Annotated in this window: 17 protein-coding genes and 2 pseudogenes; 2 read left to right on the top strand and 17 right to left on the bottom strand. The window is 57.0% G+C overall.

Going from position 1 to position 12,374, the window contains the following annotated elements; genetic code table 11:
• Positions 1 to 2: 2 nt before the first annotated feature.
• From J4E58_RS19770 to J4E58_RS19760, 3 genes are read right to left on the bottom strand one after another with little or no spacing between them, the layout of a single operon-like run.
• The gene (locus J4E58_RS19770) at positions 3 to 374 is read right to left on the bottom strand and encodes a TIGR03745 family integrating conjugative element membrane protein (protein WP_087092604.1); all 372 of its coding nucleotides are present in this window, start codon (positions 372 to 374) and stop codon (positions 3 to 5) included.
• Between the two features lie 17 nt (positions 375 to 391).
• Positions 392 to 631 (bottom strand): TIGR03758 family integrating conjugative element protein, encoded by a 240-nt coding sequence (locus J4E58_RS19765; RefSeq protein WP_087092605.1) that lies wholly within the window; start codon positions 629 to 631, stop codon positions 392 to 394.
• Positions 628 to 963, bottom strand: a complete 336-nt coding sequence (locus tag J4E58_RS19760; RefSeq protein WP_087092606.1) for an RAQPRD family integrative conjugative element protein — start codon at positions 961 to 963, stop codon at positions 628 to 630. Before J4E58_RS19760 ends, J4E58_RS19765 begins: the two co-directional genes overlap by 4 nt.
• A 256-nt stretch (positions 964 to 1,219) precedes the next feature.
• Between J4E58_RS19760 and J4E58_RS19755 the strand changes: the two genes are divergently transcribed.
• Positions 1,220 to 1,588 carry a histone-like nucleoid-structuring protein, MvaT/MvaU family gene (locus J4E58_RS19755; protein WP_087092607.1) on the top strand — a complete coding sequence of 123 codons (369 nt, stop codon included), beginning with the start codon at positions 1,220 to 1,222 and terminating at the stop codon, positions 1,586 to 1,588.
• 268 nt (positions 1,589 to 1,856) lie between these two features.
• On the opposite strand, the gene J4E58_RS19750 is transcribed toward J4E58_RS19755, so the two are convergent.
• The 12 genes from J4E58_RS19750 to J4E58_RS19695 all read right to left on the bottom strand — a co-directional run bounded on the left by J4E58_RS19750 (position 1,857) and on the right by J4E58_RS19695 (position 11,419).
• On the bottom strand, positions 1,857 to 2,588 hold the full coding sequence (locus J4E58_RS19750) for a TIGR03747 family integrating conjugative element membrane protein (protein WP_087092608.1): 732 nt from the start codon (positions 2,586 to 2,588) through the stop codon (positions 1,857 to 1,859).
• Positions 2,589 to 2,675: 87 nt separating this feature from the next.
• Positions 2,676 to 4,781, bottom strand: a complete 2,106-nt coding sequence (gene traD / locus J4E58_RS19745) for a type IV conjugative transfer system coupling protein TraD (protein ID WP_087092609.1) — start codon at positions 4,779 to 4,781, stop codon at positions 2,676 to 2,678.
• Positions 4,782 to 4,790: 9 nt separating this feature from the next.
• Positions 4,791 to 5,306, bottom strand: coding sequence for an integrating conjugative element protein (locus J4E58_RS19740; RefSeq protein ID WP_087092610.1), 516 nt, complete (start codon positions 5,304 to 5,306; stop codon positions 4,791 to 4,793).
• Positions 5,303 to 5,848 (bottom strand): lytic transglycosylase, encoded by a 546-nt coding sequence (locus J4E58_RS19735; protein WP_087092611.1) that lies wholly within the window; start codon positions 5,846 to 5,848, stop codon positions 5,303 to 5,305. Before J4E58_RS19735 ends, J4E58_RS19740 begins: the two co-directional genes overlap by 4 nt.
• Entirely contained in the window at positions 5,830 to 6,549 is a 720-nt protein-coding gene (locus tag J4E58_RS19730) for a TIGR03759 family integrating conjugative element protein (protein WP_087092612.1), read from the bottom strand. Before J4E58_RS19730 ends, J4E58_RS19735 begins: the two co-directional genes overlap by 19 nt.
• Positions 6,550 to 6,558: 9 nt before the next feature.
• Positions 6,559 to 7,230, bottom strand: coding sequence for a chemotaxis protein (locus tag J4E58_RS19725; RefSeq protein ID WP_087092613.1), 672 nt, complete (start codon positions 7,228 to 7,230; stop codon positions 6,559 to 6,561).
• A complete protein-coding gene (locus J4E58_RS19720; protein ID WP_087092614.1) occupies positions 7,227 to 7,769 on the bottom strand; it encodes a PilL N-terminal domain-containing protein in 543 nt (180 codons plus the stop codon). The genes J4E58_RS19725 and J4E58_RS19720 overlap by 4 nt, the downstream gene beginning before the upstream one ends.
• 106 nt (positions 7,770 to 7,875) lie before the next feature.
• A complete protein-coding gene (locus tag J4E58_RS19715) occupies positions 7,876 to 8,622 on the bottom strand; it encodes an ABC transporter substrate-binding protein (RefSeq protein ID WP_087092615.1) in 747 nt (248 codons plus the stop codon).
• Between the two features lie 52 nt (positions 8,623 to 8,674).
• On the bottom strand, positions 8,675 to 9,169 hold the full coding sequence (gene radC / locus J4E58_RS19710) for a DNA repair protein RadC (RefSeq protein ID WP_087092616.1): 495 nt from the start codon (positions 9,167 to 9,169) through the stop codon (positions 8,675 to 8,677).
• Positions 9,170 to 9,269: 100 nt separating this feature from the next.
• Positions 9,270 to 9,527: a hypothetical protein gene (locus J4E58_RS19705; protein ID WP_087092718.1), complete on the bottom strand. Its 258-nt coding sequence runs from the start codon at positions 9,525 to 9,527 to the stop codon at positions 9,270 to 9,272.
• Positions 9,528 to 9,597: 70 nt separating this feature from the next.
• Positions 9,598 to 10,179, bottom strand: coding sequence for an STY4534 family ICE replication protein (locus J4E58_RS19700; protein WP_087092617.1), 582 nt, complete (start codon positions 10,177 to 10,179; stop codon positions 9,598 to 9,600).
• 898 nt (positions 10,180 to 11,077) lie between these two features.
• Positions 11,078 to 11,419 carry a helix-turn-helix domain-containing protein gene (locus tag J4E58_RS19695; RefSeq protein ID WP_087092618.1) on the bottom strand — a complete coding sequence of 114 codons (342 nt, stop codon included), beginning with the start codon at positions 11,417 to 11,419 and terminating at the stop codon, positions 11,078 to 11,080.
• Positions 11,420 to 11,628: 209 nt separating this feature from the next.
• On the opposite strand from J4E58_RS19695, the gene J4E58_RS19690 reads away from it, so the two are divergent.
• A complete protein-coding gene (locus J4E58_RS19690; RefSeq protein WP_087092619.1) occupies positions 11,629 to 11,886 on the top strand; it encodes a hypothetical protein in 258 nt (85 codons plus the stop codon).
• A gap of 44 nt (positions 11,887 to 11,930) precedes the next feature.
• Here J4E58_RS19690 and J4E58_RS19685 read toward each other — a convergent pair.
• A pseudogene (locus J4E58_RS19685) lies at positions 11,931 to 12,161 on the bottom strand (topoisomerase DNA-binding C4 zinc finger domain-containing protein); the annotation flags it as partial.
• A 3-nt stretch (positions 12,162 to 12,164) separates the two neighbouring features.
• Positions 12,165 to 12,326, bottom strand: a pseudogene (locus J4E58_RS32330) (DNA topoisomerase); the annotation flags it as partial.
• Between the last annotated feature and the right edge of the window lie 48 nt (positions 12,327 to 12,374).

The following is a 12,374-nucleotide window of genomic DNA, read 5'->3' as shown; positions in this document are numbered from 1 at the left end:
CCTCACAGAATTGCGGCAGCCTTGGTCAGGAACCAGATAATGATCACCACCAGCAGGGCGCCGATTCCGACCACCGCGCCAAGGTCTTTCCAGGTCTTGCGTTGGTTCTGCACATCGGCATAGACGGTCAGGGAATGCCAGGCCACCCCTAAAAAAGCGAGCAGGGCGATCAGCAAGCCGAGCAGGATGCCGCCGTCGTAGGCGTAGTTTTTGATCGTCTCGATCAACCCAGAACCTTCACCACGTGAGGGAGCTTCCATGGTCGGGAGTTCGGCAAGAGCCAGGCTTGGACCGAGTACCAACAGCAGACCGATCAGGCGCTGGCTTGCACGATCACGCAGGTTATTTTTCAGGGGGGCAAGGCACTTGAGCATGACGGTGATCTCCGGTGTTAAGACAGGGTGAAGAACAGCAAAACCAGCAAGGTGAGCAGCACGCGCGCGGCGCTGCCGCCAAAGGCTCCAAAGCGCACACTGCCGGTGGCCCAACCCCGGTAAACCGCCCACATCACCCAGGCGCACCAAAGCAAAGCCAGAACGAGAACCAGGGATAGCCAGAGTGTCGAACTGCTCTGCGGTGAGAAACCGGATGCGTTTTGGAACGCTGAGGTTTGGGCGTCAGTCATGCTCATGGCGAAGGCTCCGCGGGCGAAGTGTCGAGGGGGTAATCACCGACCAGTTCACTGGGATCGCGGGGTTGAGCGCGGGAAGGGGACAGGTAACCCTGTACTCCGTGGCGGATGCGCTGAATGTCCTGGGTCAGTCGTGGATAGTCGAAGCGATAGCGCTCGACTGATTCAGCCGTGCTGGCTGTCTCAGCTCGCGCCGTAAGACGGTCGATAGTGTCGAGCTGTTGGATGACCAGGCTAAGTTGGTCTTGCTCATAGAGCGATGAGGCAAAGGTGCTGCCGTGAACGATGGTTAGTAAAAGAAGTAAAAAACAGCGAAAGGCAGTAGTCGACATGTTATTGGCCCATGAGGAGATGGAGCCAGAGTCATGGGAGAGATTGAATTATTCAGTAGTAAACGCGAGATGGGATCTATCGTTTTTGGGGGCACGTGAACCAGCCCTCCTGTCCTTTTAATAATGCAATGTGCTACTCATCAGACAATGAGTCGATTTGCCCACTGTTTAAAGGGAGTATGGATGACGAAGAGCGAATCATCGCTTAATATAGAAACGTACATTCCTCATCTCCTTAACCTGAAGGAAGCTTCACATGTCTCGTTTGGCTGAATTTCGTAAGCTTGAGCAACAACTGGCTGAACAGCTCGCAGAGCTCGAGTCGATGAAAAGCGACTCCGGTTTGAAAAAAGAAATGGAATTTGAGAGCAAACTACGGGCGTTGCTTAGTGAGTACGGCTTCAGTTTGAAGAACATCATTAGCATCCTGGATCCACAGGCTAATCGTGTCTCGAAACCAATAGCTGCACCTGTAAAGGTAGCCCGTAAAGCTCGCGAAGTGAAAATTTACAAAAATCCAAACACTGGTGAGCTGGTCGAAACCAAGGGCGGCAACCATCGCCAACTGAAAGAATGGAAAGCCGAGTTTGGTGCAGATGTTGTTGAGTCGTGGCGCGCTCAGTAAGATCGGTTTTGATGAAAGGGCCTGCAAGGGCCCTTTTTGTTGGTGAAAGTCCTGAATACAAACCTTGATCCATTCACGTACCTGTTTAATTGGTGGTCAGGTCCTTGAGTCCCTTAAGTCTGAGAAGCCTACATTTCATATGACTTCCTAACTCATAGTGGAAACCGAGAAAGGCCTCTGGCGGTTTAATCCTCACTTGCGTGGTATGTCAGTTGTAGGTCTCTGGATAACTATTGGGATATGTAAAAGAAAAAATGCTTTTCCCGAGTCAGAGATATTTCTTGAATGTAGTGGCCGTGATTTTCGTGGTGATACCGAGCATCACAGCACAAGGCAAAAATACGGCCATTGGATTGAGCGAAAAGGGCAGGGACAGGTAAATGACCCAAGGCACGATCAGCATTGGAATCACTGCTCGTTTGGCGCGGTGATAGACGAAGCTACTTTCTCGTCCTGCTCCGAATTTACGTAGGTCACGGCGGACCAGTCCATCGACAAAACCAGTGAACATGGCCAACAAAAATAGTGGTGTGGCCAGAACCAAAATGGTCAGGCGCACCACGAAGGTAAAGGTCACATACACTGCCGCCAGCACGAAATTCTCAATGCTCACGTAGAGCTGATTGGTCCAGCTCCAGAAGCTGTTGCCCTGGCTCGACACTCGCGCCTGCTGGGTAAAATCCGCAAAGCCAGTCTTGACCAGCAACCACTGATTGAGGAAATCCAGCCACTGGACAATCGTTGGACCAGGCTGTTGGAGGATGAGTGAAGATTTGAAGTGCTCGCTGAGCCAGCCTAACTCACTGGTTAGCATGGCCTGACTATGTTGCGAACCCTGATCACCCCAGAACAGAAGCAGGCCCGCGAACTCGATCAGGATCGAGAACAGCAACGAGGCGATCAGCAAACCGATAATGCGCAGGACCAGACTGATCGCCGAGATGATCAATCCCGGACGCTGGATCGGTTGTGGCGGCGTGTTCTGGGCGGAGGTCACCATCGTTCACTCCATTGTGTGCTGCAGAGTTGATGTGACTACGCCTTCTGGATCGTTTTCTGCTGAGTCGAAACCTAGGTCAGGGTAGAGCTACCCCACCTGATCCAGATCGAAGTTAATTGTTGGACCACCACCGCTGGCGCTCCACCATTGCCCCGCCTGTGCGTTGTAGGTCGCCCGCATTCGCTGAGCGAGCTCCTGGAGGTCCTTGGGCATGGCGTCGTCGTTGGAGGGTTTTGGTAAGGGCATGCGGACTTTCCAGAGCTGGCCACCGGCCTGGAAGGAAAACATTTGCCCCTTGGGCAAACTGACGATGTGAGCAGGCTCGATCAGCGGCACATTGGTGCTGCTGACACGGTCCTGTGAGGACGAGGTGAAGTCCGTGTTGGCCTCAGGATCGGAGGTGTCGGTGGCACCCGACACCAGGGTCTTGGTCAGCACGTTGACCTTGGGCAACTGTTGAGTAAGCAGCTCTGCGGTGGCAGTTTCGCGCACCCGCAGCATTTGCAGGGTGTTGAAATTGCCGATCACCTGACCGGCCTTGGCGCGGTTGCCGATACGTGCTTCGATATCGCTGAGGGTCTGGGTGTAGGCGGTTACCTGGATACCAGCGCCGCCGCCCTTGTTGATCAGTGGAATGAACTCATCACCCATCAACTCATTGAACTCATCGGCGTGCAGGTTGATCGGCAGCTTGTCACTGCGGCTGCCCGATGCGGGCAGGCCATGGTCAATACCATGTTTATAGATGTGGCCCGCGACCGAGACCAAGTCGGCGAACATGGAGTTGCCTACAGCGGCGGCCACCTCAGCGTCGGTCAGCGCATCCAGACCGACGTAGACGATGCCGCGCTTACGGATGATCTGCATCCAGTCGAAGATTGGCCGCGGGTCATCTAAATCGGTGTAGTTGGGGGCCAGTAACTGGGCAGTTTTGCCAGTGGTGAGTTTCTCCAGCAGCGGCAGTAGCGAGGCAACGATTTTGTCGAAGTAAGTACGGTCATACCGCACCGCTGAACGCAGTCCGTCCATTACCGGATCAAATACCCGCTTCACTGCCAGGTACTGCTCGATCGCCACCACGCGCTTTTCGCGTCCCACCATATGCCGGGGAATGTTCTTCTCGGTGAGCTTACCTTCAAGTTGGACGATCACTTCCCAGGCTTTCGGATCGGTCTTGGCGAAAAACTGCTGGGCGTATTCGATGAACAGTGCGTCGATGTTGACCACATGTCGTTGGATCTGCAGATAGTCCGGACGCCGGCCTAACTCGATCAAGGCGCGGGCGATGATGTTGACGAAGCGCCAGGCAAACTCACGGAAGGCCGCCGAGTTGCCCTCACCACTGAGCTGCCCTGCGATGCGTGACGCCACCTCCGAAATACGTCCGAAACGTCCCACGGCGTTGTAGCGAGCGGAGATCTCCGGCCAGCCGAGATGGAAGACATAAAACTCTTTCTCCCTACCGGCGCGTTTGGCTTCGACGTACATGCGCTTGAGCAGGTCGGCATCGCCCTTCGGGTCGAAGACGATGACCACCTCATGTTCGACGCGATGAATGTCCTGGGTGATGTACACCTCGGCGAGCCGCGTCTTACCGACACGGGTCGTGCCCAGCACCAGGGTGTGTCCGACCCGTTCGCCCAGCGGCAGACTGACCTCCGTTTCGTCGGGCTCGACTCCATGCAACAGAGGCGAGCCACCGACCGGGGGCAAAGGCCGCAATGGATTGAAGGCACTGTCCCAGGCAGTGACACGGGCCAGTGTCGAGAACGGAAACGGTGCATGTTCCAGACGCCATTCGAGTCCACGTGCCAGGCGGTAACGGGTCGGTTGGTCGACATAGTGAGCGACAGCCGGATCCTGGGCCTCGACCAAGCGCTGGGTGTGCAGTCGGGTCCAGCGAAAGCCTCGCCCCATGAACAGCCACTTGCGGCTGACCGGAATCTGCCGACTGGTCAGCTCGTAGCGGGGCAGCCGGTGGATATTGCGCCGATAACGCAGCACCTCCCAGGCTTGTCGCAGGCGGATCAGGCCGAATAGGGTATAGGCCAGCGCTGCAACCAGACCGATCTCGGGTGACAGGGCCACAGCCCAGGGCGAGTACACGCACAACACCGCAGCGGCGATGCAGATCGCTACGGTGTATAACTCCACTGCTGGCCGGAGCTTGGATTCCATCGCATGCTCGGCCATAACCTGGGCTCACTGCTCCAGTGAAGTGGCAGTGATCAAAACGGGGTAGTGCTCAATCTGCAGGCGAGTGGCGATGTCGTTGCCATTGACCGGCAGGATGGTGATGCCCGGAGCGGCTGCTCGAATCCGGGTCAGGGCTTCAGTATTGGCCACTTCGACGGCGAGGCCAGCCGCGCCCATTTCCTGCAGTTCAGCTGCGCGTTGACGCAGCCAAGTCAGCGACTGGGGATCGTCACCGACCAGAAAAAATGGCCGCAAGCCCGGCATGTTCAGGGCGCGGGGCGTGATTTGGCCGGGGCTCAAATGAGAGCTGCGGACGGGCAGTATCCAGGCTTCATCGGCAAACATGGGCAGGTCCGCATGCATGGCCCGATCAGGCTGGGTCCTGTTGTTTATTGGCGGCCAGGAAACTTGAAAATGGGGGCGGGTGAAGTCGCTAGGCTGATCCTCTGCAACGGTCAGTTCCGACTGGGCGAAAGCTGCCAAGAGCAGGGTGAAATAACATGCAATGGGGATTCGCTTCATGGTGTGCCCTGTTCGAAGGAAACCAGCAGCCGTGCAAGTTGCCGGGAAAAACCTGCGCGGTAACGCGCGGCCGACACTCCTCCCGCCGGGCGGTGATAGCGTCCGGCCGCCGATACCCAATCACCGGTGGTGGCATGATGCTTCTGCAACAGCGCGGCCGTAACGGCGAGATTTTGGTAGGGGTCGAGGGCATCGCAGGGACTGGAAAAACGTTGTCCGTGGTAACCCAGGTTGGTTTGCCCGAGACCGACATCGACCCGCCTGGCGTCATGTTGAGCGAGCGCCTGAAGCAAGGCGTGACAGGCGGCCTGGCGAGTGGCGAAACGGTAGGGGGTTCCGGCGATGTTCAGGGTCCAAGGCCAGGGCAGCAGTCGACCACGGACGCGGATACCACTCTCCTGCAGGGCAATCGCGAACAGCACCGTAGACGGGATGTCGGCGTCATGCGCTGCCAGTTGGTAGGCAGGAGGCGGAAGTTCGTCAGCCTGGACGACGAATATCGTCAGCATGAGCGCAATACCACTCAGTCGAGGCGTTGCCATTGTCCACTCACCTGTTGAAATGTGACAGGCAATGGCCCCGGAGCACCCAGGTTGAACCAGCGACCACGGTCATGGTTCAGGGTGATCTGCCGGCGTTGAACCTTGGCCGGATCGATGTTTGCTTGCCGAGCCCAGCTACGGACGCGTTCATCCTCGCCTTGGCTGCCCACCAAGTAGATATCGAACACCGTGTCGCTGCTTTGCAGACGCTGCACTTCGGCGGTGCACGCTGGGCAGTGGTCCTCCACAAACAAGGCTTGACGCGGCATGACCGCTGAGCTGGCAGGGGACGGGGATGCCATGCCCTGGATCGGCAGCAGCCCGGGAAACAGCTTGGCCCAGGCCGCGGTGTAAGCGTTTTGGTAGGCCAACTCGCGCTCAGCGCGTTTGGCTTCCAGCGCTACCTGTAATTCGGCATAGCGCTGGCGCTGTTGGTCGGTCTCGGCCTCGACTCCGAGTGCGGTCAACGGATCGAGGCTCGGGCTCCAGAAACCGCGTGGGCCGGCTTGGATCTGTTTGAAGCGCGTCCACTCCTGCTCCGTCAGCCCCCAGTTCGCCGCCTGTTCAGAGTGAGAGTGCCCCAGGGGAGCGACCTGCGTGTCGTGGTTCCGTGACTGTGTCGTGGCGGGATTGCCCATCGCAGCGCCCATGGCCAGTAGCGAAACCAGACAGACGACGTTGGGCAGTAGCGCTCTGTTCATGATCGCTTCTCAAGGAAATTGCACGGTCTGGTCTGGCTGAGCGGCCACCGCGAAGATGGCTGAGTTCGGCTCTAGCTTTTTCAGGCGCCAGGCCCCGAACTGCTCACCGCTATGTAGCAGCCGGACATCCGTTAGAGAGCGACTGTCATGAGGTGTGACCGCCAGAAAGCGCTCACCACCGCGGGACTCGACACTCAATACTGAAAACGGCGGCGAGAGCGAGATGGGTTTGGGGTGAGCGGTCTGTTTCGGCTTGGCCGTGGAAGACGTCGATTGTGGAGTTGATGGCTGGGTCTTGAGCTCAAGGATCTGCTGTTCGACGTGCTCAAGGCGTGTGCGTAGCGCTGTTATGTCCGTTGCGGTGGCGCGGGCTGCCAGACCGTCACGCAGTTCCTGTATTTCTTGCGCCCATTGATCCAGCATCGGATCGAGGGTATTGGCCTGTTGCTCACCGCTATCGACCATCTGCTTCAGGTCTTTCAGCGCGTACTGCAGCTTCTCCTGTGCGTCCTTGAGGGCGTTTGCATCACGTTGCAGGGTGTCCAGAGTGTGTAGGTGCTGAGTGTTTGTACTCTGTAGCTCGGCCACGCGTTGATACTGGTTGTACAAACCACCGCTGAGGCCGGCGACCGCCAGGCAAAGCAACCCAACAATGAGGGTTTGAAACGTCGAGGCCTTCATGGGCGTGCCTCCGACTGATGGGGCGAGACGGGTGTGATCAGCGCGACGCCGGCCTCCGTTTTTTGCTGTTCAAAGCAGACCGAACGGCTAACTTCGTCGGTCGTGAGCTGCCAGGCGGGGCCAGCCAACACCTGCAGCGCGCGGCGCAAAGGGATTGGACCAAGTCGGTAATGGGCCGCGGGCAGAGACCGGGAAAATAGCACCCTCACGGACGCGGTAACGGGGCAGAGCGAATAGCCCGAGCGCAGCAGCACGTACTGCAACGCATCCTGCACCGAAGGGCTCAGGCGGGACGGGATACTCACGTCAATGACTTGAGCGAGAAGATCGCGTTGTTCCGTGGTGGGCTCGGTGCTGACCAGCGTATAGCGGCCATAGCGAAGTTCTGCCGGATGATTTTCTTCGGCTGAATCTCTCGAGAACTGGGCCCGATTGGAGCCACTGTCGATCGTCGAGGTGGTCGGCAATGTGTTGGGGATTTGCGCGGTGCAGGCGCTCAACAAACCCAGCAGGCAGACAGGCGTGAAAAAACGCTCCATGGAAAAAGCCTCATGTCAGATTCAGTGCAGAACCTGGCATGAGGTGACGGGCCGATTCAGTGAGAAAGTTGATTCAAGATGGGTCGTGTTAACGCTGAACACGTTGCTATTCATCAAAAATGGCGAGCCCCTCCAAGACGGCAGCGTCGGGGTCGAAGATTAACAATCGCACATCCACCAATGCCGCGAGGTATAGCACCTTGATCAACGCTACTGGCGTACCGGTATCGAGTTGCTCTTGCCTCAGCGATAAGTAAGGACTGCCCTCGATCTTCAACAGGTTATCGTCGGTCCAGGGCGTGCCGATCAACTTACACCCGACGCCATTGCAGTCCGTCAAGGCAAAGGGTTCGAACAGCAGACCTGTTGGTCTGGAGTCGAAATTGCCAGCCCGGCTTTCCAAGTAGCGCAATGCTTCTTCAGTGAGGTGTGCGGTACTGATCTCCCAGGCTCGACTGTAGTGTCCTGTTTTGAAGCTCAATCGATGGACCATGGCTTGAGCCTCTTCCAGGGAGTACAGGTCACCGAGGTGATGCCGCTCGTTGTGTATTTCGCCCATCACGGCATAGATTACTTGGCGCACCAGTCCGATGGACTGACAGCATTCATCCAAATCATCCGGAATGGATTGGCCTTCGCTGATCAAGGCGAAATCGTCATTGAACAGGCAGGGGAACAGTTGCAGCTCATTGTCGGGCAGATGGGCTTGTACGTCATGCAGAGGTCGAAAGCAGGGAGGGCAGTCGTCTTCGTAGGTGATCAGTAGCAGCCGTTCGATATGCAGGTTGTCGTAGCCGCGAGCAAATGGGTTTGAGGCTGGTAGCAGGGCTGCGGCTTGGGATACGAGGTTCATGAGCATTCTCCAGGATGAAAATGAACAAGGCGTCCGAAGGCACCTGTGAGGGTTAAAGCCAGTCATATTCGGCAAGGGAGAGCGGGCGACCTTCACCCACGATGAAGTGATCCAGTACGCGCACTTCGATCAATGCCAAGGCCTCCTTCAGCCGTGCGGTCAAGAGGCGATCCGCCTGGCTGGGTTCCGTACAACCTGAGGGGTGGTTGTGAACAAAAATGGCGGCTGCAGCGTTATGCGCGAGGGAGCGCTTAACGACTTGACGGGGGTAAACGCTGGCTCCATCAATGCTGCCGTGAAAGAGCACCTCGAACGCCAACACGCGGTGCTTGGCATCGAGAAAAATCACACCGAAGACTTCATGCTCTTGTTGCGCAAGATGCAGTTTTAGGTACGAGGCTACGGTGTCAGGCGACGTCAGGTTAGGGCCACGGGCGAACAGCCGACGATCCAGAATATGCAGCGCTTCGTCGATCAGCTGGTTTTCTTGGGCAATGCGATCAGCCTCGAAATCCGAGGTTTCAATCAGTGTGAGTTGGGTGCTCATGGTGGTACCTCCGAAGGGAACAATCAGGGGTACACGCCCGAGGGGAGTGGTGTCCCCAAGGTGGATATAGAGTCGCGGGTGTTAGCAAATGGCGCGCTGTTTACAGCCGAGTGAATCGGTGGCGTTGACCGTGTAGGTGTGAACCACAACAGTCGCAGGGCAATGGGGAAAAGGCTTTTATTCCCCAGCCGGCTTCGGGATCGAAGTCGGCACTGATGGGCATTAATCGAGTCAGTCCACGATGGATACCGGCGATGCGTTTCTCGACTTCATCCGTCGTATAGTAGAGCGATAACATGCCGTAGTCCTCGTAAGCAGCTGCGAACAGGCAGTCGTCGCAAAGCCAAAAGGATTCCATGATGGTTCCCCTGTGCGGATTGAAGAAAGGCGCTCGAGGGAGCGCCTTGATGAGCAACATCGTGGACTGTTCAGGCGGACTGAACGGTACGGGTGGCAACACGGCGGGCCGTAGGGGGAGTGGATGGAGATTCAGATTCGACCTGAGCCTCTGTTGGTTTGCCGTTTTCCTCAGCATCGGCATCAGTCGATGGTGAAGATGGCTCAATGTTGGGCGCTTGCTCAGCAGGTGCTGTTGCTTCCTGCCTGGCGGACGCTTTGTACTCGAAGGTGCCGTTGACCTTGATCCAGTCGATGAACAGCAAACGACCTTTCAGGCTGGCGCCTGGCTGGCCTTGTTTAGCGCCTTTCTCGTAGAGAAACGGATCGATCCACAGGTCGCCGATACGGAACGACAGCAAGACCTTTTTCTCGGCTTTGACGGCGTCCATATAGAGACGAACCAAGCGTTCAGCTTCGCCCCCGGCGACTTTGCAGTCGAAGCGGGTGTACTCCACCGCATCGGTGGCACCGTGCAGGGCGGCGATATCGCACGCCATGAAGGGTTGGCCGCGGCGGACTTGTACTTCACGAACACGGTTGAGGTAGCCGATACCGACGGTGTGCAGGTTGAAGTAAGTGGTTGCTTCTTGGGGATGGTTGGCGTGGGCCATGGTGGTTCTCCTGTTTCAAGGGAAAACGGCGGCGCACAATCCCTGACGGGGAAGTGAGCCCCCGTCAGGGTGGGTAAGATGAGCAATGCACGACTCGCCACCGGCAAGCCTATGACGATCAGAACGATGCGTCTGGGAGAATAGCGGTGCAGCAGAGAAACGTCTGCGGTGGTGATCCGCAGGCATGGAGTAGTGGGCATTCATCACCGCTGAAGCGGTAACCGCGCGAGCTTCCGAACGCTGATCGCACTTGGGTAAACCACCACGAACGTGGCGTAGCCTTGAAGGTTCAAGCTACCTGGGCTGGGCTGTCAACGACAGCGAACCACGCCCTTTGTATAAGCCTGTCACAGGGGAGCGTCAAGACGCCGCAACCCGATTTTTTATGGCCGGAATACGCTGGCAGTCATTGGAATGAGAAAAAGAAGAGCTGGCCTGGTGGGTCACTAGGCGAGGAATAGAAAGGCCACCTTTGACGGACATACGCAGTCGAAAAGCTCCTCGCAAAGCTTGGTTTAACTGCGCCTTGATTCGTCAACCGACCCTTGTCGTGGCCTGGGTCGGAACATGCTGGCACGCATCCGCGCACAAAGGGTGCCCAGTGTTTCCTCGGCGGGCCCCGGGACTGAATACGATCGCCGAGGCGGATGACCGTTATTGCCTAGCAGAGGCAACAGTGGTCATCCGCCACCACGATCAGGTCGAGTAAAAATCGGGATTGAAATCCCACAGAAGAGAAGGCTCCGAACTCTAGGAGTCCGACCAAGCTACCCGGAGCGAATCGGTCTTGGGTCGCCGTTGGCGATTATCCTGAGGCACTACAGCAGAGAGGGTGGGACGACGTCAAGGCAGAGTGCGCCTCCTCAAAGACCCCGGCATCGGATGCGAGTGAATGCACTCACTTGTTGGCGAGATGAGCGGCTAAATGTTCGACGGTTGCCAAGATAAAGGCACGGTCGCGTTCTTTCAGTCCACTCAGCAGACCCGCGATCATCTGGCCCTGGTCATTGGGGCGATTGCTCGACGCTGTCAGCAGTTCATCCATCCGGCAGTCGAAGATATCCGCCAGTTGCATCAGCTTGACCACGGAAAGCTCCACCATACCCCGTTCCAAGCGCGAGATGGCTTCGCTGCCGATTCCTAAGCGTTCAGCCACCTCTTCCTGAGTCAGATTACGCTCGGTGCGGTGCTTCGCGATCATGCGCCCGATTTGGGCTTGGGTTGGATGTTTATGTGCCAAGTGATGAGTTCTCCAGTTCAACCCGAATGGTTGAGCAAAGACCCATTGACATGAACATCCTTAAAGGTTGAGTATCGACTTATTGAGTCGTTATTTTGACTGAAATAGCTGTATGGCGCGACGTGAGTTCTGTTCCTCCAGGAGTCAGAGTTCAGGGTAGCCAGTGTGAGTGAACGGTCTGATAGGGCCAAGCTGAGGAAAGGTTGAGCATGGAAGAGGTGAGCAAGAACGTCATGGATCTGATCTGGGATCGAACACTGGAGTTGTTCATCAGGATCCATGATTGCCCTGATAACCCCGAACACTTCGACAGCCTTGTCCATTGGCTCAACGAAGATTCTGCACACCTGCAGGCCTTCAACGAATTGGGGCAGATATGGATGGCAGCAGGCATTGCTTTGGCCCGTGAAATTGGACAGCCCTTAATCGACTTAGAGAGGGATCAGTCGCCGTTGATGATGCACTGACCACTACATTGACCCCAATGCTCATGTTGATCTCCATTGGCGCATCATGGGCGACGCGTATCTTTTCTGATTGGGGCAGTGCCCTTGCAGTCCGGGTAGTGGGAGCATGACCAGAACGGCCCTGATTTCCCCTTTCGCTTGAGCATTGAGGCGTTGCAAGTGGGACAGGCTGGGCTGGCTTCGACAGGCATAGCTAAAGTCAGTGAGCCGCAGTGTGCGACCAGTTGCGCTATCCAGTTTGCCTGCCTGGCGACGAATGCATCCAGGGTCAGACGTCAAGTGGGTGTCTGGACGCGTCGCACTGACAGGACGCCTTCGTAGCCCGCCCGTCGCCAAGAAGGGTAAACAAACGACTGAGGTTTCATGCCGATCAGCCAGTCGGCGTGGCTGCGGGCGAGAGCTGAGTGGTAGAGCAGGAAAGTCTCCTGGCCGGACTTCAGCTTAGTCGGTGAGGGCAGGCTTGAATGGGCGGAGGCTGCTGCCCCCGT

Origin of the sequence: Pseudomonas sp. FW305-25 (assembly GCF_017351415.1) — a bacterium.
Classification (GTDB): domain Bacteria; phylum Pseudomonadota; class Gammaproteobacteria; order Pseudomonadales; family Pseudomonadaceae; genus Aquipseudomonas; species Aquipseudomonas chlororaphis.
This window is presented reverse-complemented; position numbering and strand designations above follow the sequence as displayed.

Bases quoted from the DNA above. Each gene is read 5' to 3' on its own strand.
- J4E58_RS19755 (WP_087092607.1), top strand. From the start codon at position 1,220: ATGTCTCGTTTGGCTGAATTTCGTAAGCTTGAGCAACAACTGGCTGAA.
- J4E58_RS19730 (WP_087092612.1), bottom strand. From the start codon at position 6,549: ATGAACAGAGCGCTACTGCCCAACGTCGTCTGTCTGGTTTCGCTACTG.
- J4E58_RS19765 (WP_087092605.1), bottom strand. From the start codon at position 631: ATGAGCATGACTGACGCCCAAACCTCAGCGTTCCAAAACGCATCCGGT.
- J4E58_RS19720 (WP_087092614.1), bottom strand. From the start codon at position 7,769: ATGGAGCGTTTTTTCACGCCTGTCTGCCTGCTGGGTTTGTTGAGCGCC.
- J4E58_RS19705 (WP_087092718.1), bottom strand. From the start codon at position 9,527: ATGGAATCCTTTTGGCTTTGCGACGACTGCCTGTTCGCAGCTGCTTAC.
- J4E58_RS19770 (WP_087092604.1), bottom strand. From the start codon at position 374: ATGCTCAAGTGCCTTGCCCCCCTGAAAAATAACCTGCGTGATCGTGCA.
- J4E58_RS19750 (WP_087092608.1), bottom strand. From the start codon at position 2,588: ATGGTGACCTCCGCCCAGAACACGCCGCCACAACCGATCCAGCGTCCG.
- traD (WP_087092609.1), bottom strand. From the start codon at position 4,781: ATGGCCGAGCATGCGATGGAATCCAAGCTCCGGCCAGCAGTGGAGTTA.
- J4E58_RS19760 (WP_087092606.1), bottom strand. From the start codon at position 963: ATGTCGACTACTGCCTTTCGCTGTTTTTTACTTCTTTTACTAACCATC.
- J4E58_RS19715 (WP_087092615.1), bottom strand. From the start codon at position 8,622: ATGAACCTCGTATCCCAAGCCGCAGCCCTGCTACCAGCCTCAAACCCA.
- radC (WP_087092616.1), bottom strand. From the start codon at position 9,169: ATGAGCACCCAACTCACACTGATTGAAACCTCGGATTTCGAGGCTGAT.
- J4E58_RS19700 (WP_087092617.1), bottom strand. From the start codon at position 10,179: ATGGCCCACGCCAACCATCCCCAAGAAGCAACCACTTACTTCAACCTG.
- J4E58_RS19740 (WP_087092610.1), bottom strand. From the start codon at position 5,306: ATGAAGCGAATCCCCATTGCATGTTATTTCACCCTGCTCTTGGCAGCT.
- J4E58_RS19725 (WP_087092613.1), bottom strand. From the start codon at position 7,230: ATGAAGGCCTCGACGTTTCAAACCCTCATTGTTGGGTTGCTTTGCCTG.
- J4E58_RS19690 (WP_087092619.1), top strand. From the start codon at position 11,629: ATGGAAGAGGTGAGCAAGAACGTCATGGATCTGATCTGGGATCGAACA.
- J4E58_RS19735 (WP_087092611.1), bottom strand. From the start codon at position 5,848: ATGGCAACGCCTCGACTGAGTGGTATTGCGCTCATGCTGACGATATTC.